The following is a 21,813-nucleotide window of genomic DNA, read 5'->3' as shown; positions in this document are numbered from 1 at the left end:
ACCTCTTTTTTATTTAATCAATAGATAATTATAAATTCTGAATTTCTACTTATGCTTGTTGTTTGGAAGATGGGCTAAGCCTGGTCATGATAAAATTAAATACCTGTGAGATAAGGAAAACAATCAGTCCATAGATAGTAGGATAAAAACTGACTTTTAATCCCCCTGCTAAAATTCCCTGTGATATAGCCCCTGCCTTTTCAATAGCATCTAATCCATTAACAAGGCCTAGTATTTGGCCTAACAAGCCAAAAAAGAAGCTAAATAGCCCGATTTGATATATGCTCTTTTCTAACCATTTTGGAATAAGTTGTCCTTTAAATTTCCGCAGCATAAAAATGGAAAAAAGAACAAGTATAGTAATTAAAAGAATACTGATTGGAAGCATATAATCTAAACCTCCCTCATAATGCCATTCAACTAAATTCATTTTTTTTAATTTTTTTGGTTTTACATGCTACAATCCTAAAAGTATTAAAATTGAAGTGGAAAAAATATAGCCGGGTTCCTTGTTTAAGGGGATATTTGACATGGGGAAATCGACAATTGGATTCCATCTTTTATTGAGTAATCTACCTTCTTAATTTGGTAAATCATCGACTTTAATTCAGCATCTACAGGAAAATGCATAATATAGTCATTGAAATGAAACAAAAGAATTTATATAAAATTGCTCAGGTAATTTTCTGGAGTTTACTTTTCCTGTTCAGCATTTACCATTTCGGGCACTTTGAGCAAAGATTTGGGGAGGCCACTATTCTGACTTGTCTGTTAATGCCTCTGGTAATGATTACTGCGTATTTTATAGTAAAACACCTTATTCCTCACTACTTGTTAAAAGATCAGCTATGGTATTTTTTTCTTTACCTTTTCTATACTTTTATCGCCTCTATTTATGGGATAGTAATTATTTTGTATACATCCTTAGCCTGGATGGCCGGTTATTCTTATTATAAACTATTGGCTCCCATTCAAAGCTTTTATTCCTTTGTGGGTACCACCTATTTTTTCATCCTGCTTTTTGTAACTATAAGCGTAACTGAACAATGGCATACCATGCAAAGGAAATATCTGCTGGCTTTGCAGGGAAAAAGTGAAGCCGAACTGATGTTTTTGAAAACCCAGTTACACCCACATTTTCTTTTCAATACACTAAACAATTTATATTACCTTACGCTTCAAAAATCAGATAAAGCTCCGGAAGTAGTGATGAAACTAAGCCATTTGCTCGATTATGTACTTCATCAGGGAAAAGAAACCTGGGTGAATCTGGAGGTTGAGTGGGAGAAAATGCAGGATTTTGCGTATTTGGAATCCATGCGCTACCATGATAAACTGGAATTGACAATGGAAGCCAATATTTCCTTAGCTCTATATCAGGTCCCCCCACTTTTATTAATTACCTTTTTGGAAAACTGCTTTAAACATGGAGTTAAAAATGCCAGGGACAAAGCTTTTATTATTGTGAGAATAGAAATAGAAAAACAACAGATTCTGATTTATATAAAAAACTCAAAAGCAATAGCCAGCCAAAATGCAAAATCATTGGGGATTGGGTTGGAGAATATCAGGAAGCAACTAGATTACTTATACAATAACCAATACCAACTGCATTTAAAGGACTACTCAGATTCTTTTACTGTTTATTTAACCTTGCCTGCCCATGAACAACATTAAATGCCTGATCATTGATGATGAGCCTTATGCGCGAGAATTGATTAGTGGATATACTTCTAAAGTCCCTTTTTTGGAAGTGGCAGGAATTTGCAAGGGCGCCTGGGAAATTCCCGAATATTTGGAGAAAGATGCTATTGATTTACTGCTGCTGGATATTGAAATGCCAGAATTAAATGGTCTCTCTTTTTTGAAAACATGGTCTACTGCTCCAAAAGCAATCTTAATAACAGCTCATCGGGATTATGCGGTACAGGCTTTTGAGCTGGAAGTGGTAGATTACCTTTTAAAACCTGTAAGTTTCGATCGTTTTATGAAAGCTATTTACCGGTTTCAGAAATTGCAAGGAGCGAAATCCGGGAAACCTCAGGAAAATAAGCAGGAGGCCATTTATTTGAAGCAAAATCGGCAAATGGTCCGGGTGGAGCTTGAGCGGATTCTATTTATTGAGGTGATGGGAGATTATGTAAAAATGGTATCTGAAATGGAAAAGCCCTTTATAACCAAAATCACTTTAAAAGAATTGATGACTAAATTACCTGAATCCTATTTCCTTCAAATACACCGATCATTTGTAGTGGCAAAAGACAAGGTAGAGGCCTACACTGCCGACAAAGTTAAAGTAGGAGAGAAATGGCTTCCTGTAAGCCGGCCATTTAGGGAATTACTGAAAGATAAATGGTAAAGGATTTTAAAAGTTGATAACCAGAGGTTTTGTTTCCAATCTGTATCTAAAAATGTTACATCCTGATAATCAACACTTATTATCCCTTTTTGTAGCCATTTGGCAAAAAAAAGCTGATTAATAGATTTTTAGCCTATTAATCAGCTTTATATATTTTATACACATCATCGGTATTCTGGCCCTGACGATGAGATTTTTAAACTTTCTTCAAATTTCCTGATATGGAAATTGCTATTTCAAACTTTATCCTAAATTATTATAGGTAGCTTTCATTTTTTCCTTTCCACTATTCAAGCCCTTTTCTTTCATTTCCATTTTTTTAACCCATTCTCTCCTTTGCTGCCATATATCTTTAACCTTGTTGTTCATAGTTCTTCTAGTTTTAAAATTTCTAACCTTATTAAGCTTATCAATTAGCCTTCTCATAACAAATAACGTGGTATTAATAAAAAATTTTAATCTTTATTAAATGATCAAAATTTTATACTTATTTAAGAAAATAATGTAGTGAAGGTTTAATTGTTTAAAGCTAGAGAACTTGTTGTTGTTGATATATTAATTTGGTCAATCTTCGCTTTACCAATAAATCATCAGAATTATTGATAATAGCTTGTATTATTTGGTTATCATTTAGATTATAAAGACCTTGTATGGAAAAAGAGGTTGAAATCAACAAGCTGTTAATTGTTTTTTCAATAAGTCTTTTGGTGCCATCCTCCCCTAATTTTACACAAAGATCAGTAAGGGCAGTCATTCCTGCCGTGGTTTCGAGTAAATTTGATACACTTAGATTTTTATTGTATCCAAAAAGGTTTATTTGTAAGTTTTCTGCGGATTTATAGTATTGTTGGTAAGCTGACTCTATTTGTATTTTAGTAGTATTTTGTCCTAATAAAATTAGTGGACCGTATAATGTTTTATGGTCTATAATATAATCAAAAATTAAATCTCCGGTAATCCTGGTAATTCCTCTATAGCCTTCAGGGGCATAAACTACCAACTCTTCAGAAGGCTCCCCATATTTATTGAAGCCGTTTTCAAGCCGAATTCCATATCTTACCAGATAGTTCTTGTACGTAAGATAATCATTTTCTTTTAAATGCGAAACAAATTTAGCAAATGAACCATATTTTAAGGTAAACTGAATAAATCCAAAAGAACCTGCACCATCATAAAAATTCAATGCACTTGGCCCACCTTCATTGGATGAGGCAAACGCCAATGCATTTGCAACTTGATGTGAAAAGCCATAATTCCTGATGTGGTAATAAGAAATCTTATTTGGATCATTATATTGAATTCCCCGACTATTTACTGCATATCTACTTTGGATATTATCAGAAACATTGGCTAAAAATTGAGACCTGTGATAAATATTGTAGGTATTTCTATCAGAAAAATTTCCCTGATTCGATTTTACCATGGAAAACTCATTTCTTGCTAACCAAACAGCTTGTAGCTCATAATTACTGATTTTTTGATTGGTATTGGTCTGATAATTATTTTGGTAATACTCCGATTGTTTAAACTTGGATTCAACTTCAGTATCCACTTTGTTGGAAATCGTCAAAAGTTGTCCGCTTCTGATTGTAGTAGAATTCAATTTATTTTCATTGATGATCTGTTTCACCGGAATTCCATATTTTTTAGAAATACCAAACAAAGTATCTCCTCTTTTCACTATATGCTTTTTCTGATTGCTGTTGGAATAAACAGCGCTTGTTTTTACAACCTGCTTTGCAACTACATTTGTCGCTTGTTGTCTGGATGCTGTAGTTGGTATGATTAAATGCTGGCCTATAAGTATATTGTTCCCCTTTAAATTATTGATTCTAATAATATCATTTATACTAATCCCTGTTTCCCTTGAAATTTTATAAAGAGAATCCCCGCTTTTTACGGTGTAAGTGAAAGTTTTGCTATTGTGCTCTGCTGACAATTCCAGGTTGTTTTGAAGCAAGAAAATCGTTACCAGCATCATAAAAATATACTTAACTCTTTCCCCAAATAGCCTTTTTAAATATTCATTTTCAGGCTGAATACTTCTAACCTTATAGCCACAATTTTGTGAGAGGTGATTGGTAATATGCGTCATGATTTAATTGTTAAATTGAATAATGACACAATTATATACCGATAATAATCTTTATACTTTTCACAAATTAGGCACTATATGCATTTCAAAAACTAATTTGTAAATTCTTTTCACTTTAAAATAATTACTTAGACATTCACCAATTTTTTAATCTATAATTAGCACTAAAATCCATTTTTAGTACTATACAAGATATACTTAGCCTAATTTTATACTTTTTGGCATTTTTTAGCCTTTAAGGAATTAGAGAAAACCTGGGCACATTATGGAGAGAATCCTTCTGTGTTCAATTTGTAGTTGTTAGAGAAAATTTAAGTTAATCAGGTGGTGGAATTTCTTGAAAGCAGGTGAATTGAATAACTTTATAGAGCAGGAGGAAAATTTTATTTAGAAGCTGTAAATTAAAAAACCATCATTCAATCATTTTTATAACTTACCATCATTATTAGTATTAAAATTAAGAATTAAATAAAATTTATTGTAGTTATTTAAAATTTTCATAATTCTAAATGATATTGTTTCAAATAATCATAGTGATAGACTTAATTTTTTAGCATTTTTTTGCTAATTCCTTTCAATTCCCGAATAGGATACGGAATATTTTTTTAAACTATATTTACCCACCAATTTGAAAAGGCCTGTATTTCACCGTCAATCAGGTAGTTAAATACAGACCAGTCCTCGGACTTTTACAAATGAGAATTATTTTACTTACAATCAAGTAGTTGTGGCAACCATTGTAGCAGTTTACCCGCCCGGCTACTTAAATATTAAATTTTTAAATAAATGGCAAAAACGTTATTTGAGAAGGTTTGGGATGCGCATATTGTGCATAAAATAGATGATAGCACTGAGATTCTATACATCGACCGACATTTGGTGCATGAGGTAACCAGTCCACAAGCTTTTGCTGGATTAGAAAAAAGAGGAATTGAGGTATTCAGAACTCAAAATACGGTTGCAACACCTGATCACAATGTTCCAACAAAAGATCAGCATTTGCCTATCCAGGAAGAACTTTCACGTCTTCAGGTTGCCAAACTTAAAGACAATTGCGAAAAATACGGTGTTCAGATGTTTGGATTAGGTCATCCTAATCATGGTATTGTGCATATCATTGGACCAGAATTGGGAATTACCCAACCGGGAATGACCATAGTTTGTGGTGATTCACATACATCCACCCATGGAGCTTTTGGAGCGATAGCTTTTGGTATCGGAACGAGCCAGGTAGAAAGCGTATTAGCCACACAGTGTTTACTTCAATCCAAGCCTAAAACCATGAAAATTCAAATTGATGGTGAATTGGGTAAAGGTGTATTGTCAAAAGATATCATCTTATATATTATCTCCCAGATATCTTCATCTGGAGGTACTGGATATTTTGTAGAATACTGTGGTTCTGCGATTGAATCACTTTCTATGGAGGCCAGAATGACTGTTTGTAACATGTCAATTGAGATGGGGGCCAGAGGAGGAATGATCGCTCCTGACCAAACTACTTTTAACTATATAGAAGGAAGAGAACATGCTCCAAAAGGCGAAAACTGGGAAAAAGCGGTGGCCTACTGGAAATCATTGAAAACTGATGAAGGCGCAAAATTCGATAAGGAATTATATATAAAAGCCGAAGATATCGGGCCAATGGTAACTTACGGAACAAACCCAGGCATGGGTGTAAGGGTAGACAGCCATATCCCAACATTAGATAAAATTGAAGGAGAAAATAACAGAATCACTTTCAAAAAATCACTTGATTATATGGGCTTCAATCCCGGAGATAATATGATTGGGAAGAAAATTGACTGGGTTTTCATCGGAAGTTGTACTAATGGAAGAATTGAAGACCTTAGAATTTTTGCCGATTATGTGAAAGGGAAGAAAAAAGCCGATCATGTAAATGATCTGATTGTTCCTGGTTCCAAGCAGGTAGAAAATCAGGCTAGAGCCGAAGGATTAGATAAAATCATTGAAGAAGCCGGATTTAAATTCAGAGAGCCCGGATGTTCTGCTTGTTTGGCAATGAATGAAGATAAAGTTCCTAAAGGACAGTACAGCATTTCTACTTCTAACAGGAATTTTGAAGGAAGACAGGGACCTGGAGCCAGAACGATTTTAGCAAGTCCGCTTACAGTGGCAGCAGCGGCCATTAACGGTTATATCACTAATGTAGCCGAAGAGGTTTAATTTATTGATAAATAAGCAATTAGATTCAATTGTACCAAAACTTTTTTAAAAATTAGAATTGGTACTTTTCAAAAGGAAAATATAATATAATGGAAAAGTTTCAAACTTTAGTTTCCACTGCAGTGCCCTTGCAGGTGGAAGATGTAGATACAGATCAAATTATTCCTGCCAGATTCCTCAAGGCAACTACCAGAGATGGGTTTGGTGAAAACTTATTCAGGGACTGGAGATATAATCCCGATGGTTCTTTGAAAGAGGATTTTGTACTGAACAACCCTAAATATTCAGGAGATATATTAGTTGGAGGTAAAAACTTTGGGAGTGGTTCTTCAAGAGAGCATGCTGCATGGGCAATCCGGGATTATCCCTTTAAGGTGGTGGTTTCCTCATTCTTTGCCGATATTTTTAAGGGAAATGCATTGAATAATGGTTTACTTCCTGTTCAGGTTTCTGAAGAATTTCTTTCAAAAATATTTAATGCTATTGAGGCTGACCCAAAAGCTGAATTGAAAGTTGACCTTGAAAATCAGGCCATCACTTTGGTAAGTACCGGAGAATCTGAAAACTTTGAGATCAGTGAATACAAAAAAGTATGTTTGCTAAATGGATATGATGATATCGATTATATCCTGAGCAAAAAAGCGGAAATCCTTGAATTTGAAAAAAATCAGGTAAAGTTTTAGCAAACACATAATTATTAATTGAATAAAATTTTTGAGGGTTTTTCTTTTTAAAAAACCCTCAGCCAAAACATTTATTTAAAGAATGAAAAAGAATATAGGTTTATTAAGTGGAGACGGAATTGGACCAGAAGTAGCAGCAGAAGGTGTAAAAGCACTAAATGCTGTTGCTGAAGCTTTCGGACACGAATTTAATTTTACAGAAGGGTTAGTTGGGGCTATTGCCATTGATAAAACCGGAGATCCTTTCCCTGAGGAAACTTATCAGGTTTGTAAAAATTCTGATGCCGTATTATTTGGTGCAATTGGCGATCCCAAATATGATAATGATCCTACTGCAAAAGTAAGACCTGAGCAGGGGCTTTTGAGAATGAGAAAAAGCCTGGGATTATTTGCCAACCTTAGACCTGTTAGAAGTTATAAAGTATTAGAGGAAGCTTCTCCATTAAAATCTGATAGAATAAGTGGAACCGATTTTCTTGTTTTTAGAGAATTGACTGGTGGGTTGTATTTTGGTTCTCCAAGAGGAAGATCGGAAGATGGTAAAACTGCTTTTGAAACCAGTATTTATACTGAAGAAGAAATTATCAGAATTACCAAACTCGCTTTTGAAGCAGCCAGAAAAAGAAGAAATAAAGTTACTCTTGTTGATAAGGCAAATGTATTGGTTACTTCAAGGCTTTGGAGGGAGGTGGTTACCAAATATGCAGCAGAGAACTTTAGTGATGTAGAACTGGATTTCCTATTTGTGGACAATGCAGCTATGCAATTGATCTTAAACCCAAGTCAGTTTGATGTAATTCTTACGGAAAACCTTTTTGGAGATATCATTACTGATGAGGCTTCTGTAATTGCAGGATCTCTTGGTATGTTGCCATCTGCATCTGTAGGAAGTGGATTAGGGTTGTATGAACCAATTCATGGTTCTTATCCTCAGGCTGCAGGTAAAAACATTGCCAATCCAATGGCTTCTATTTTGTCAGCTGCCATGTTATTAGAAACATCTTTTGATTTGGTGAAAGAAGCTAATGTAATCAGAGATGCAGTAGAAGAAGCTTTAAATACAGGGTTTGTTACAGTTGATATCAACTCAGAAAAACATTATTCTACCACAGAAGTAGGGGATAAAATCGCAGCCTTAATTAAAGAAAAAGCGGCTGCCTTAGCATAAAAAAATATTCTAACATTTTTCCAATTAAAAAAGCTGATGATTTTTCATCAGCTTTTTTCTTTTACAATTAAAGAGTATATATATGCTGGTATCAGGACAAATAAACAACCGATTACATTAAACCAAAGGAATGGAATTTCTGTAAACCACCAGCAGTATAAGATAATTATTTCCGAGAAAATAGCTGTAACCAGTATTATTGTTCCATTCACATTTTTCACGAAAAAGGCTACTAGGAAAACCCCCAGAATAGTACCATAAACCAATGAACCTAAAATATTTACCCCTTCAATCAGGGTCCCCAGCCGGTTGGCAAACATGGCGAAAATAATGGCATAAATTCCCCAAACCACAGTCATTAGTTTAGAAACATTCAGGTAATGGCTGTCACTGCCATCGGTTTTATAATACCTTTTATAAATATCAATAAGCGTAGTAGACGCCAGCGCATTCAATTCTGATGAAGTGGATGACATAGAAGCAGATAAAATCACTGCGATTAATAAACCAATCAGACCGGGAGGAAGATAATCCAATACGAAATTCAAAAACACATAATTAGTATCATTGGTATCTGCTTCAGGATTTGCTACTTTAATTGAAGAAATAGTTTGTTCTCTAATTTCAAGCAGATTCTGATCTGAGGTTTTTAATTCTTCTATGGCTTTGTCTACAGCATTTTCATCATCCTTATGTAAAGACGCCACCACTTTAAATGCTTTTTCTTTTCTATCAAAAAATGCTTTTGAATATTCTTTATCCAATTTTTCCAACTGCACTACCTGCCCGGTTTGTTTGGCATCTTCCAATAATACCTGATTGAAAAAAACGGGTGGCTGGAAGAAGAAATAAAACACATAAAGCATTGCCCCAATAAATAAAATGGCGAATTGCATAGGGATTTTCATCATTCCATTGAATAACAAACCCAGCCGACTTTGTCCTACAGAACTACCGGATAAATACCGCTGAACCTGAGACTGATCGGTACCAAAGTAAGAAAGTGCGAGGAAAAAACCACCAATGATTCCCGTCCAGATATTGTACTTTGTGGTTGGGTCAAACTCCAGATCAACTACATTTAGTCTTCCCATCTTTCCGGCAATATTGAGTGCATCCCCGAAAGTGACCTGATTAGGGAGAAGGGAAACTACCATGACTCCAGCGATTAACATACCCACTACAATCACTCCCATCTGGTATTTTTGGGTTTGGCTCACCGCTTTTGTTCCTCCGGATACGGTATAAATTATAACCAAAATTCCTATGATCAGATTGGTAAAGTAAATATCCCAACCTAGCAGGGAAGATAAAATCAGGGAAGGGGCAAAAATGGTAAAGCCCGCAGCCAGTCCTCTTGAAATTAAAAACAACAATGCGGTTAATACCCTAATTCGAAAATCAAACCTTTTCTCCAGGTATTCATATGCCGTATAAATATTTAATTTATGATAAATAGGTACAAGAGTAACGGAAAGGAATACCATAGCTAATGGCAGTCCAAAATAAAACTGGATAAATCGCATTCCATCGGAAAAAGCCTGGCCCGGAGCAGATAAAAAAGTGATCGCACTAGCCTGAGTAGCCATAATGGAGAGGGCAACCGTGAACCATTGAGCCTCCTTATTTCCTAATAAATATCCCTGAATATCCTTACTTCCTTTCGTTTTCCAGGTTCCGTAAACTACAATAAATAATAGAGTGCCACCCAGCACAAACCAATCTAAAAGGGTCATGAGAAAAATTTGGTAATCCAATAAAACAAAACAATTAAAATCACTAACTCACCAATCACTATCGCATAAAGCTGTTTCCAGGATTTTAAAAATGGAGGAGGGTCATTCTTCACTTCGTCATTTTCGGCAGGTTGTTCTTGGTTCTTCATTATCATTTGTTATGCTAATAAAACATACTGATCGATCGCTAAATATAACTAAAGAAAAATTTTTAATTGATATTAGTCAAAAATATTACGTGACAAACATATCATTAATAATTTATTAATCTATTAAATTATGAATTATTTCAGTAATAAAAGTTGGGATACCTATACCTTCAATCAGGAGGAAGGGAAAAGTAGTGAGCCTGAATTTTCAGAAAAAGAGGTTAATATTTTCATCAAAAAGACAGGTTTAATTCTAGCCATGGTTTCAAGTTTAATTTTTATTACCCTGGTCATTTCCTGGTAATTTTTATCCGATTCAACATTATATATTTTCCCTAACCTTTTGTTTTAATCAAATTGGTTAGGGTATTTTGCTTTTAAGCCATTCTATAAATTAATTCATGGAGGATTTATATTTCCAAAACTTGAAACCCATTGTTACTTCTGATGCATTTATGATGGAAAAACTGCGAATTGTAGCTTCACTTAAGCTTCCCGATTGCTGGATAGGGGCAGGTTTTGTCAGAAATAAGGTTTGGGACTTTTTACATGGCTATGAAAAACCAACGGAATTGAATGATGTGGATGTTATTTTCTTTGATTCGAAAAATTCAGACATGAAAAGAGATTGGGAATTGGATGCTAAATTATTAGCAATGGATTCTACTGTAAACTGGTCTGTAAAAAACCAGGCAAGAATGCATTTGAAGCAAGGGCACAAACCTTATAAATCCTCCGAAGAAGCGGTATCTTATTGGGTTGAAACGCCAACTTGTGTGGCTGTCAGGTTAAATGAAGTTGGGGAATTTGAAGCCATTTATCCTCATGGGTTGAATGATTTATTCGAACTTAAGGTTTATCCTACGAAAGAATTTCAATCTGAAAAAGCTTCGGTCTATAAAAAAAGGATTGAAGAGAAAAACTGGGGGAAAACCTGGCATAAGCTCCAAATTTTCATTCCATAACCTTCTAATCAAGTTTCAGATAAGGGTTTTAAGTACCTAAAGTTATGACAGAAAAAGAACTCAGATATTTAATAGATCAGGATTTTCTAATCACCAAAAGACTGATTACAGATAAAATCACCAAATTACTTTCCGATACAAGAACAGAAATTAAGGAAATCATAAAGCAATTTGAGATAAATTTTCCTGAAGGAATTGACAATAAAAATGGAAAAATATCGAAAGGAGAAAATTACCAAAACCTGCCCTATTTGGTTCTTGATTTTCCCAAACTTTTCAAACCTGATTCAGTATTTGCTTTTAGAACAATGGTTTGGTGGGGAAATGAAATCAGTTTCACGCTTCACTTGCAGGGAAAATTGTTAGTGGAATTCAGGGAAATTCTTATTCGAAACCATTACCTCATTCAGGCTAAAGGAATTTATTTGTGTGTTAATCCATCCACTCCCTGGGAATATCACTTTGGTGATGATAATTATTTGTTGGCAAATGAATTAGAAACGGCCCAACTTACGGAAATCCTTTCCTACCACTCCTTTATTAAAATTTCCAAAAAATTTCCCCTTTCCGAAATCGAAAATATATCCAGCTTTGCCAATTCTACTTTTTTGGAGTTTATGGAAGTTTTGGACTTAAAGTAAAAGTGCTTCTAAAATGAATTACAAGCACTTTTTAATAAATTTAAAACAAGTCTTATTTACTTCTGGATTCTGTAATTCTTCTATCCAGATCAAAGGCAGCACTGATAAGCCCAAGGTGAGTAAATGCTTGTGGGAAATTACCTAAATGCTCTCCACTTGGTCCTAATTCTTCCGCATAAAGCCCTAAGTGGTTAGCATATCCAAACATTTTTTCAAGTAAAAGCCGGGCTTGTTCATGTTCGCCCGATCGTGAAAGACATTCCACATACCAGAAAGAGCACATACAAAATGTTCCTTCCTCACCTGATAATCCATCAGAAGCCGCTTCATGTGTACGGTACCGATATACCAAAGAATCATCCGTTAAATCTTCTCCGATAGCTTTCAGGGTAGAAAGCCATTTTGGATCCGTTGGACTGATAAATTTTACCAAAGGCATCATGAGTAAGGCGGCATCTACGGTTTTGGAGCCTTTATGCTGTACAAAAGTTTGGCGCTCTTCATCCCAAAATTTCTTGAAAATTTCTATATAAATCTGATCTCTGGTTCTGTACCATCGGTCTAGTGGCGCTGGAAAGGAACGCTTTAGTGCCAATCTGATTCCCCTGTCAATTGCTACCCAGCACATCAATCGGGAATAAAGAAATTCCTGTTGTCCACCTCTTACTTCCCAAATTCCTTCATCTTTTTTCTGCCAGTTGAGGGTTACCCAGTCCACTAACCGAACAAGATTTTTCCACAATTCATTAGAAATTGGCTCTCCATATTTATTGTATAAATAAACCGAGTCCATTAACTCGCCATAAATATCTAACTGTAACTGGTCATGCGCCCCATTCCCAATTCTAACCGGACTGGAACCCATATATCCTTCAAAATGCTCTAAAGTAGTTTCTGGTAATTCCTTTCTGCCATCTATTCCGTACATGATCTTTAAAGAACCATCATCATCCAAATCCTTACATCGGCCCTCAATCCAGGTCATAAATCCGGTGGCTTCTTCTGTATAACCCAGTCTGATTAAACTGTATAAAGTAAAAGAGGCATCCCGTATCCAGGTATATCTGTAATCCCAGTTTCTTTCTCCCCCAATTTCTTCAGGTAAACCGAAAGTTGGAGCTGCTACAACAGAACCATATTTTTGGGAAGTTAATAACTTCAGAGTCAAAGCGGATCTGTTCACCATTTCTCTCCATCTTCCTTTGTAGTTAGACCTTCTGATCCATTTCCTCCAGTAATTAACTGTATTGATAAAGGACTCTTCTACAAAATCTGGTGCAGCACTTGGTGGATGAACACCCAAATTATATTGTTCAAGTATAAATGAGGCTGTCTCTCCGGCATGAAGGGTAAACTTCACTATTGCTTTGCCTTCTACTACTTCTACAGGAATAGAACACCTCAGAAATAATTTTAAATTATCGTCTCCATCGGAAGTAAACAAAACTCCTTCAGACTTTTTTTCCACTTTATGCGAAGCCCTGCCATAATCGAATTGAGGATCACAAACCATTTCGTAGTGAACTTCTCCTCTAATGGTAGATACTTTCCTTACCAACTCATGGCTTACATCATCCTGTTCCACAGGCATGTAATCTATAATTTCAGCAACCCCTTCCTTAGAAAGAAATCGCGACATCAGGACATTGGTATTTGGCAGATAAATTTGCTTTTGCTTTGCTCCTTCTAAAATTGGAGCGATTTTAAATCTTCCACCTTTTTTATCATCCAATAGAGCTGCGAATATTGTTGGGGAATCGAAATGGGGAAAAGACATGAAATCTATGGAACCATCCATACCTACCAGAGCAGTTGTATGAAGGTCTCCAATAATGCCATAGTTTTCAATTGGTTGATAATTGCTTTTTTCTGCCATAATCTCTGCTAGTTCGCTGATCTTTTATTTAAATAAACTTATTCAGCCAATTTAGCACTTAAAAGCAAAAATTGTCCATTAACCTAAAGAAAATTGGAAATTAATTGAGGTTTTAAAGTGGGAATTATAAATTTCTGCTAGAAAATAAATTTACACGTAAAGACAAAAGAAGTTTTAAATATTTAAATCTAATTCCCTCCCATCATTCGAAATTCTTTATACTGCTGAAAGGTTCGGTTAAAAGCCTGATAGAATAACTCTCCCTGAAGCTTATATCCTTTTGAGGTAAAATGTAATTTATCCCTTTGAGCAAGGCCTTTGCTATACCAGGTATTCATGGACTGAAAACCGCCCATAATATGAAATAAATCCCAAACAGCCACATCCATTTCCCTGGAAAGCTCCACCATTATATTTCTGGCTTTCTCATTGTTCTTATTAGAATACCTTCTTCTCCTGAAATTATCTGCAGGAGAAGTTAAAATAATGGAACAATCAGGAACCATTCGCCTGATTTTATTAATCATTGAGCGTAAATCAGACTTAAACTGCACCTGATTAAAATTGTACATATAGGCATCATTGGTACCTAGGGAAATTACAACTAAGTCGGGACTAATCCCCTCCAGATTTTTTTCAAAGTCCACACATCTGGCATAACTTCCCACATCTGCAGAATTCACACCTGAAGCACTGTAAACTACACCCGGTGCCATATTATCCAACATTACTCCCTGAAGCGTGAATTCATTTTGAGATTCCTCATTTTTACTCACCTGTATTTCTACTGAACTCTGAGGTTTTTTAAATGAATATTCTACGTAACCATCTCCTTCAAAAAAACTTGAAATGGAATTACCAGCCACTGGGGCAACCACCACATCAAAGGAATTGGGATTGTTATTGGGGTAAAAAACTTTTACTTTTCTTATCTCATAAATATGGTTGCCTACATTTGGATGAAGTGAAACTGAAGCATTTTCATCCCGGGTCTCAAGGGAAATCCCTGCCAATCCCCATTTGCTGAAATGCTTACTTTTTACACTCCTTTTATTTTCCCAAATGCCATTCCCAAATGATTTGTAATTGTATGGGTTATTTGTCTTGGCTACACTATATGGGAAAACAAACCCCCTGCTGTTTACAGGAAACCTGGGGTCATTGATAAATTTATCTCTTATCTGCCCGGAAAAAATATCTGCCTGAATATGTGAATCACCTATATGAAGGATATTAACTCTGCTGTCTTTAGTATTTTCAAGTTTTATTAATTTTTCGAATACATGAGCAAGCGTTTTGGGACTGGTTGCCTGAAGGAAATTGTCCTGGTACTGCACGAAACTATAATCCATAAACCACCAATCGGTAGCCGGATCATTATTTTGTCCTATTCCGTGAGAATATGAAAATAAAGCAATTACAAAAAAGGTGATTAATGGTTTATAAATCCATTTGGTTAATAAGCTCCATCCCATTGATTACTATTTAGTCAATTCACAATTCATTGAAAAACAATAAGGAATTACTGTGTGTTCCTCATTCGTTTTTTATAACTTTCGTACTCTTGCATTATTTCATTATAAAGCATTTCCCCTACCAACCTTGCCCCTCTGGTGGTAAAATGAGTGTAATCTTTGGAGGCCAGCGGTGGTTCCGCATTTACCCAGCTAATCATGGAATTTTTTCCTCCCATAGCGGAATATAAATCCCAAAAAGCACAACCAGCTTTAAATGCAGCTCTTTTTTGGGCTTCCCTTACTAATTCTACATTAGGGTAGCTTTCATAAACAGTTCCGTTTTTCCAGGACATATCGGAAACTCCTACAACCAATATATCCAATTCGGGATCAAGAGATTTTAAATATTTTAATTGTTTGGAAAGTGAATATTCATAGTAATTATAATCATCACGAACATTAGGAATTACATTTACCCCATACTGCACGATCATAAATTTTACATTCAGTTTTTCTACCTGTTCTCGGAAAAAGTTTTTACTGATTTGAGTAAATTCTGTACCGGAGCTTCCTCTCATAGGAACGTTATCGAGAGCAATTCCTCTTTGGCAATCAAATGCTACTCCATAAATATCGGGAGCACCACCACTTTTAAACTCCATATAAGCCTTAATAAAATCACCATTCATTTTTATGGTTTTAATACCAAGATCCTGATTAGGAGGAAGTTCTACCTGCCCGTCATGATTGTTTAATTTATATTTGAGAGTTATGGGACTTCTTTTATTTCGATATATTATTTTGGCTTCCTCTACTACATTAAACCTTCTATATGTTCTTCTATAACGGGAGAATTCGGCCCAACCTGAAAAAGGACCACTTGGTTTGTGTTCATGATCATACAGAGAAAAATAATGGCCTAATAATCCATAATTTTTATGCTGAGGTTGCTTTCTTTCTGCTCCAAATGAGGCATATCTTACCCAGTTTTCGCTGGCAGTTTGTTTGAAAGTCCCACTGATATCATTTACCGGGATAATGGGAACTAACCCTACGCCACAGCCACCAAATCGCTTTTGAAACCGATCTCTCAGATAATCACTTATTCTGTCTCCTTCTAACTGGGAATCACCATAATGTACAATTCTGATAAGTTCATTTTCACTAGAAAGCCTTTTTAAGGTAGAAAAGAAATTGTCCAGCGCATTTTCTTTTCCGGGGGGAAAAATAATTGGATTTTTAAAATCTCTTAGTTTTTCTTCAGTATTGGTGCCAAAGGAAAGTGAATTGACCTGAATAGTATCTTCTGAAACCTCAGCGGTTTTGTCTAAACTATCCAGTTGTTCATCCAGCGCAATTATACCGGATATATCCACACTTGGTTGTGGAGAAGCAAAAACATCCTTAAAAGTGGGAATTTTAAAACTAAAATCTGAAGTAAGGACAATATTCCCTGGTGATAATAACATTATCAAACCAGACATTGCACCTACATAAATAAGAATTGAAATAAGTCTTGTTGGCTTTATCATTCTAAACAGGTAAAAAAATCCTGAATTCTAAAAGTTACCCTATGAACGTTAGGATGTATTTTTATTTCTTCAAAGTGAAATAAGAATACTTATTGCAATTTAAAACCAACGAAATTAAACAAGAAATGAAACTTAGCAAACTTCTCTAAAAACTATATGGAGTTATGCTACTCTTTCATCCGATTTCATTACATAAAAAGCTTCTTCAGGTGATTGAAATTTTCCCCTGGTGGCATTGATAAACCCTTCCATTTCTTCAGGATTAGGAATAGCCCTTTTTGTAAAGAAAATATAAAGTAGGGTGGTAAATAAAAATCCTAAGATAAATATAACAGCCCAAATAATTAATGATTCCATTTTTTAGTAATTTAAGTATTAGGTGAAGTTTGAGTTTGTTTCCCAAAATTTTGTTTCTAAAATATACAATAACACAAAAAATACCAATATTTTAGGATAGTAAATTTACAAAAGTTAAATTTGGTTAAACCACTCTAATCTAAATCTACCAAACGCTACAAACTTCCTTGTTAATTAATCAATTTAGTTACAATGAATTCTTGTTATAAATCCTTTTGTTACAACGTTAAGTTATTAACACTTCTATTCTTTTTTGGTTCATTATTTTTTTCGGCAATAGCTCAAAATAATAGCACCAACACCCAGGAAAACTATTATCCACTCACCAAAATTTCCAATCAGAAACAGGTAGAGAAGCTTACCAGAAATGCTGAAAAATTTATAGATAAAGGGGAATTTTTATCCGCTCTTCCCCTCATCAATATGGCATTAGAGAAAAATGCCAACAACAAAAACCTATATTATATGAGAGCGTCCTGCTTTGAAGGTTTGGAGGATTATGTCAGCGCAGTGAAAGATTACAATGTGGTTTTAAAAAATATGCCGTTTGGTTGGAATGGCTATACCAAAGAGGCCTTATTTGGAAGGGCTATTTCTCATTTCCAATTAGAGAATTACCCGCTTGCAATTGAAGATTTTGAGATGCTTCTTCATACTCCCGATAATGAAACAAATGCAGTTTATTTTAAAAGCGGGGACTTCGGAGGTGATTCTGCCAATGGTTTTAGTTCCATTATGACTTTAGGTACTCAGGATGCTCAAATATTTAATTATCTCGGGCAGGCCAAAATGAAAATAAATTACAGGGACGGAGCAATTGAAGATTTTTCCAGGGCCCTGGAGCTTGATCCCGGAAATTCTGATTTTTATGTTAACCGTGGAATTGCCTATCAAAAGTTTAATAAAGAAAATTTGGCAATTCAGGATTTTTACAAAGCCCTGGAAATTGATCCGGAAAACAGCCTGGCTTTATATAATATGGCACTTATAGGAAAAAATAATTCAAACGCTATCAAAATGCTGGACAATGCCATTGATAGTGAAACAGCTTTTCCTTCAGCGTATATCAATCGTGGGTATGCCAAATATGAAAATGAAGATTATCTGGGAGCTTTAGAAGATTTTACCAAAGCCATTAGCCTGGATAATACAAATATTGAAGCTTATTACAATAGGGGATTGGCTCACCAAAAATTAGAAAAATATAATAAAGCAGTAGCGGATTTTACCAAAGCTCTCCGGCTTGATCCTTCCTGGGCCAAAGTTTATGCCAGCAGGGGAGGAACCTATTATAAACTGAAGGACTTTAATAATGCACTAACTGATTTTAGTTCGGCTATTGGCTATGACCCGGGAAATGCTACTTATTATTATAACAGAGGATTAACTTACCACTCCTTAAAAAATCAGAATCTGAGTTGTGAGGATTTGAAAAAGTCTCTTTCGCTGGGTTTTTCTCAGGCTAAAAAGCCTCTTGCGGCATTGTGTAACCAGTAATAATTCCTAACTTTTAATTATGGTAACAATTCATTAAAATAGATTTTATAATATTTCATTTTCTTGTGGTCATCAAAACCTCTTTCTATTAAATCCCTTCCGCCATGAATATATACATGGAAATTTTTATCAAGTTTTAAAATACTTTTGAAAAATTTTTGCTGGGACTTAACTGCCTGTTTGGAAATTTGAAATTGATCTTTGTCGGGTAATTTAAATTCTTCAGTTTCCTGATACGACTCCTTATAATCTTTAAATGCTTCAATAATTTCCTGTTCCTGCATCACTTCCTGTTCAAAAACCTCTTCTTTAAATGTATTGGCATCTTTAAAGTAATTTTTTGATTGGTTTATCTTCATAATTTGTGCTGACTTGTCCACACCATTTTCCTCATTATAAACTTCTTCAAAAAATCCTTTACACAACTGCAGATAACTTTGAGTATGGGTAAAATTGTTTTCTTTGTGCAGAAGTCCCAGGAAATCTTTTTTCCAATATATGGCTTCCCCATTTGTTTTCAAATTATCCACGATAGCTACTTTATACCCGGTTTCAGCTTCCAAGTTAAAGACTATACAACCCTTATCCAGCTTATTTATATTAATTCCCTCTTCGTGATCTATTCCAAATCCATTTTCTTCCGGGAAAACCTTGAGGATGGTGTCTTTATTTTCAGCTTTAAATATTCCGATGGCATCAATTTCTTCCCCTTCCAGTTGTGTACCTGAAAAATAAGCTATAAACATCTCTCCACTTTTTACCTGCGGATGATCAGTACTTCTATATAAAATATCCGCAATTATTCTGGATTGCTCAAAGAACTTTTCCTGGTTGGAAAAAATCGCATAACAGGAAGCAAAAACTTCATTCAGGCTAATGTCATCATCATGATGAAACTGGTAAACTTCTTCTGATTTGAAAGGTTTAAAAAAATAATTGATCAACAGATTGTAAACCATATCATCAGAAAACCTCAAGGGTTCATTTGATAGTTTCAAAGGTTGGTCTTGTGCAGGATTTCCTACATAATGTACGGCCAGTTGTTCAATTTCAGTATTCTTAAAATCTATCATTAATAAAAAATTGGTTAGCGGGTGAATTGCCAAATTTTCTAAATATCTATCCGGAATATATCCTTTCCTTTGTAATCAATCGGAAATAAATATATCTAATTAATACCATAACCATTTGATTATAAGATGAAAATACTCATTTTAGAAAGTAGTGGTACTTATTGAAATATAATATTTAATTTTATCAAATAAATTAAAGGTTTCAAAGAGGCGAATCATACTAAAGGGCAAAATTGACATTTCTACGCTTTTCTGTCAAGAATTGATCTTGGACAGATTATAATAGTAACCCAAAAACCTCCCCTGTATCCCCTCCAGAAGGGAAAAGTCTATTTTCCCCCTTTGGAGGGGGAAAGGGGGAGGAAATTAAAAGCTATAGATTTACTCAATTTCCGAAAATGTAATAATAGTATGGAAGCGAATCAGGCTTGCCTAATTGTAGCAAATATCAGGTTATGGCTATTATCAAAAAAAAGAAAATAACTTATAAAATTTCTGCTGGGCTTACTCAGTTCCTTTTACGCTACAACAGGTATTTGGAAATTCCCATCCATTATAAAGATTTAACCAGATTTGAAAGTGCCATTCCCCTTTATGACCACCTGGGAGAAGATACACTCTGGAAAACAGTTATTTATTCCCACTCTGATCGGGAAATAATATATCTCGACTTAAAAAAAATCTATGCGATCCTAAAAGCAAGTGGAGATACTTCTGTAATGAAGCATTTATACATAGAGCGTGTTGATATTTGCACTTACGGAAACACTCAACCATTCAGGGTGAGGGTAGTCAATAAATTAAATGACAATTTCGATTATTTCTACATTAAGCAGGCGGATGCTTCCAGGGTGTATGGATTGGAACTGGAAGATATCCTTTCCCCAAACAGAATCAGTTATCTGGTGCACGAACAAACTCTAATTGAAGAGCACATTTCTGGCTTACCAGGAGATCAGTTTATTAAGGAATATCTTGACGATCCGAAAATTAATAAAATCAGGATGGGGAAGGAGTTTGTCAAATTTAATGAAAGGTGTTTTGTTCGGCTATTGGGGGATATGCATTCCAGTAATTATGTAGTAGTAGTAACCCCTGATTTTGAAGAAACCGACTTCAAATTGAGGGCTATTGATTTTGACCAACAATCCTATGAAGGCAGAAAGTCTATTTATTTACCCCAATATTTCAAGCAAAATAATCCCATTATCAAAATGGGAATTGAGGCCATGATTCCTGAGACGGTGATTCAATACCAAAAGGAAGAAAGATCCATGATGGGGAACAGACTCAAAACTTCTGAACACAAGATAAGTAGTTTGCTCAGAGCCATGAAAGCAGATACATTATCCACTTCGGATAACATAAATATACTTAAAAACGATCTTGCCAATCATTATAAATTTAATACATTTTTGAAATGTAAAAACATGGGAGAAATTCTGGAGACAAGCCTAAGCCTGTTGTTTATCAAATAATCTCACTTGATTGTAAAAGTACCTGAATGATATCCTCTTCAAATTATTTTGATCCGGGTTTTGGGCAAAACAATTATAGGTTAAAAATTGACTTAAATGTTTGATAATGAGCCATTGTATATCTAATTAGTTTTATCCAGAATGGAATTCAGTTACTTACCTGCGAAATATCATTTAAACAGCTATATTTGTGCAATTTTTCAGGAAAATACTGAAAAACGAAAATAAATTTGGCTGGAAACATGATTCCCATTGAGCATTTTTTATACATAAGTGGCGCATTATTTTGCATTGGATTAACGGTTGTTTTGGTTAAAAAAAATGCAATTGTTGTCCTTATGGGTATAGAATTAATGCTTAATGCCGCCAATCTTAACCTTGTAGCCTTTTCACAATACGATGCCCAATTAATTCAGGGACAAATGTTTTCGTTATTTGTCATTGTAATTGCTGCAGCCGAAGCGGCTGTGGGGCTCGCCATTATTTTAAAGGTTTACCATTTTTTCCAATCAGCTGATCTGGATGATATTAAGGAACTAAAAGGATAAATTTACTTAAAC

The 21,813-nt window shown here is 34.9% G+C and carries 21 protein-coding genes; 11 read left to right on the top strand and 10 right to left on the bottom strand.

Going from position 1 to position 21,813, the window contains the following annotated elements:
- Window positions 1–49 precede the first annotated feature (49 nt).
- Window positions 50–430: a MotA/TolQ/ExbB proton channel family protein gene (locus A3EM_RS0112205; protein WP_020528500.1), complete on the bottom strand. Its 381-nt coding sequence runs from the start codon at window positions 428–430 to the stop codon at window positions 50–52.
- Between the two features lie 215 nt (window positions 431–645).
- Between A3EM_RS0112205 and A3EM_RS0112195 the strand changes: the two genes are divergently transcribed.
- A complete protein-coding gene (locus A3EM_RS0112195) occupies window positions 646–1,677 on the top strand; it encodes a sensor histidine kinase (protein ID WP_157637853.1) in 1,032 nt (343 codons plus the stop codon).
- The gene (locus A3EM_RS0112190) at window positions 1,664–2,359 is read left to right on the top strand and encodes a LytR/AlgR family response regulator transcription factor (RefSeq protein WP_020528497.1); all 696 of its coding nucleotides are present in this window, start codon (window positions 1,664–1,666) and stop codon (window positions 2,357–2,359) included. Before A3EM_RS0112195 ends, A3EM_RS0112190 begins: the two co-directional genes overlap by 14 nt.
- A 243-nt stretch (window positions 2,360–2,602) precedes the next feature.
- Here A3EM_RS0112190 and A3EM_RS0112185 read toward each other — a convergent pair whose 3' ends face one another.
- Both A3EM_RS0112185 and A3EM_RS0112180 read right to left on the bottom strand, forming a co-directional pair.
- Window positions 2,603–2,785, bottom strand: coding sequence for a hypothetical protein (locus A3EM_RS0112185; protein WP_020528496.1), 183 nt, complete (start codon window positions 2,783–2,785; stop codon window positions 2,603–2,605).
- 103 nt (window positions 2,786–2,888) lie between these two features.
- Complete coding sequence (locus tag A3EM_RS0112180; protein WP_020528495.1) at window positions 2,889–4,454, bottom strand: LysM peptidoglycan-binding domain-containing protein; 1,566 nt, start codon at window positions 4,452–4,454, stop codon at window positions 2,889–2,891.
- A gap of 786 nt (window positions 4,455–5,240) precedes the next feature.
- Here A3EM_RS0112180 and leuC point away from each other — a divergent pair.
- From leuC to leuB, 3 genes are all read left to right on the top strand, one after another.
- Window positions 5,241–6,641: a 3-isopropylmalate dehydratase large subunit gene (leuC, locus tag A3EM_RS0112175; protein ID WP_020528494.1), complete on the top strand. Its 1,401-nt coding sequence runs from the start codon at window positions 5,241–5,243 to the stop codon at window positions 6,639–6,641.
- An 89-nt stretch (window positions 6,642–6,730) separates the two neighbouring features.
- The gene (gene leuD, locus A3EM_RS0112170; RefSeq protein ID WP_020528493.1) at window positions 6,731–7,324 is read left to right on the top strand and encodes a 3-isopropylmalate dehydratase small subunit; all 594 of its coding nucleotides are present in this window, start codon (window positions 6,731–6,733) and stop codon (window positions 7,322–7,324) included.
- Window positions 7,325–7,406: 82 nt separating this feature from the next.
- Window positions 7,407–8,492, top strand: coding sequence for a 3-isopropylmalate dehydrogenase (leuB, locus tag A3EM_RS0112165; RefSeq protein WP_020528492.1), 1,086 nt, complete (start codon window positions 7,407–7,409; stop codon window positions 8,490–8,492).
- Window positions 8,493–8,539: 47 nt separating this feature from the next.
- Here the strand turns inward: leuB and A3EM_RS0112160 are convergent, their stop codons facing one another.
- Both A3EM_RS0112160 and A3EM_RS47955 read right to left on the bottom strand, forming a co-directional pair.
- Window positions 8,540–10,228, bottom strand: a complete 1,689-nt coding sequence (locus tag A3EM_RS0112160) for a sodium:solute symporter family protein (protein ID WP_020528491.1) — start codon at window positions 10,226–10,228, stop codon at window positions 8,540–8,542.
- Entirely contained in the window at window positions 10,225–10,377 is a 153-nt protein-coding gene (locus A3EM_RS47955) for a hypothetical protein (RefSeq protein WP_020528490.1), read from the bottom strand. The genes A3EM_RS0112160 and A3EM_RS47955 overlap by 4 nt, the downstream gene beginning before the upstream one ends.
- Before the next feature lie 130 nt (window positions 10,378–10,507).
- Between A3EM_RS47955 and A3EM_RS47515 the strand changes: the two genes are divergently transcribed.
- The 3 genes from A3EM_RS47515 to A3EM_RS0112140 all read left to right on the top strand — a co-directional run bounded on the left by A3EM_RS47515 (window position 10,508) and on the right by A3EM_RS0112140 (window position 11,983).
- Window positions 10,508–10,681: a hypothetical protein gene (locus tag A3EM_RS47515; protein ID WP_020528489.1), complete on the top strand. Its 174-nt coding sequence runs from the start codon at window positions 10,508–10,510 to the stop codon at window positions 10,679–10,681.
- Window positions 10,682–10,778: 97 nt separating this feature from the next.
- On the top strand, window positions 10,779–11,342 hold the full coding sequence (locus A3EM_RS0112145; protein WP_020528488.1) for a nucleotidyltransferase family protein: 564 nt from the start codon (window positions 10,779–10,781) through the stop codon (window positions 11,340–11,342).
- Window positions 11,343–11,386: 44 nt separating this feature from the next.
- Window positions 11,387–11,983, top strand: a complete 597-nt coding sequence (locus tag A3EM_RS0112140; RefSeq protein ID WP_020528487.1) for a hypothetical protein — start codon at window positions 11,387–11,389, stop codon at window positions 11,981–11,983.
- A 52-nt stretch (window positions 11,984–12,035) separates the two neighbouring features.
- Here the strand turns inward: A3EM_RS0112140 and A3EM_RS0112135 are convergent, their stop codons facing one another.
- From A3EM_RS0112135 to A3EM_RS0112120, 4 genes are all read right to left on the bottom strand, one after another.
- Window positions 12,036–13,859 carry a glycoside hydrolase family 15 protein gene (locus A3EM_RS0112135; RefSeq protein WP_020528486.1) on the bottom strand — a complete coding sequence of 608 codons (1,824 nt, stop codon included), beginning with the start codon at window positions 13,857–13,859 and terminating at the stop codon, window positions 12,036–12,038.
- Window positions 13,860–14,047: 188 nt separating this feature from the next.
- Window positions 14,048–15,334, bottom strand: coding sequence for a GDSL-type esterase/lipase family protein (locus A3EM_RS0112130; protein ID WP_020528485.1), 1,287 nt, complete (start codon window positions 15,332–15,334; stop codon window positions 14,048–14,050).
- A gap of 47 nt (window positions 15,335–15,381) precedes the next feature.
- Window positions 15,382–16,848, bottom strand: a complete 1,467-nt coding sequence (locus A3EM_RS0112125; RefSeq protein WP_020528484.1) for an SGNH/GDSL hydrolase family protein — start codon at window positions 16,846–16,848, stop codon at window positions 15,382–15,384.
- A gap of 162 nt (window positions 16,849–17,010) precedes the next feature.
- The gene (locus tag A3EM_RS0112120; RefSeq protein ID WP_020528483.1) at window positions 17,011–17,205 is read right to left on the bottom strand and encodes a hypothetical protein; all 195 of its coding nucleotides are present in this window, start codon (window positions 17,203–17,205) and stop codon (window positions 17,011–17,013) included.
- A 192-nt stretch (window positions 17,206–17,397) separates the two neighbouring features.
- On the opposite strand from A3EM_RS0112120, the gene A3EM_RS0112115 reads away from it, so the two are divergent.
- Window positions 17,398–18,702, top strand: a complete 1,305-nt coding sequence (locus A3EM_RS0112115; RefSeq protein WP_020528482.1) for a tetratricopeptide repeat protein — start codon at window positions 17,398–17,400, stop codon at window positions 18,700–18,702.
- A 17-nt stretch (window positions 18,703–18,719) separates the two neighbouring features.
- Here A3EM_RS0112115 and A3EM_RS0112110 read toward each other — a convergent pair whose 3' ends face one another.
- On the bottom strand, window positions 18,720–19,775 hold the full coding sequence (locus A3EM_RS0112110; RefSeq protein WP_020528481.1) for a nucleoid-associated protein: 1,056 nt from the start codon (window positions 19,773–19,775) through the stop codon (window positions 18,720–18,722).
- 455 nt (window positions 19,776–20,230) lie between these two features.
- Here A3EM_RS0112110 and A3EM_RS0112105 point away from each other — a divergent pair, with 455 nt between their 5' ends.
- Both A3EM_RS0112105 and nuoK read left to right on the top strand, forming a co-directional pair.
- Window positions 20,231–21,253 (top strand): hypothetical protein, encoded by a 1,023-nt coding sequence (locus A3EM_RS0112105; RefSeq protein ID WP_020528480.1) that lies wholly within the window; start codon window positions 20,231–20,233, stop codon window positions 21,251–21,253.
- A gap of 242 nt (window positions 21,254–21,495) precedes the next feature.
- Window positions 21,496–21,801 (top strand): NADH-quinone oxidoreductase subunit NuoK, encoded by a 306-nt coding sequence (gene nuoK, locus A3EM_RS0112100; RefSeq protein WP_026210255.1) that lies wholly within the window; start codon window positions 21,496–21,498, stop codon window positions 21,799–21,801.
- Window positions 21,802–21,813: the final 12 nt, after the last annotated feature.

This window comes from Flexithrix dorotheae DSM 6795, assembly GCF_000379765.1.
Classification (GTDB): Bacteria; Bacteroidota; Bacteroidia; order Cytophagales; family Flammeovirgaceae; genus Flexithrix; species Flexithrix dorotheae.
Note: the sequence above shows the minus strand (reverse complement) of the source record. Positions and strands in the feature narration are given on the sequence as shown.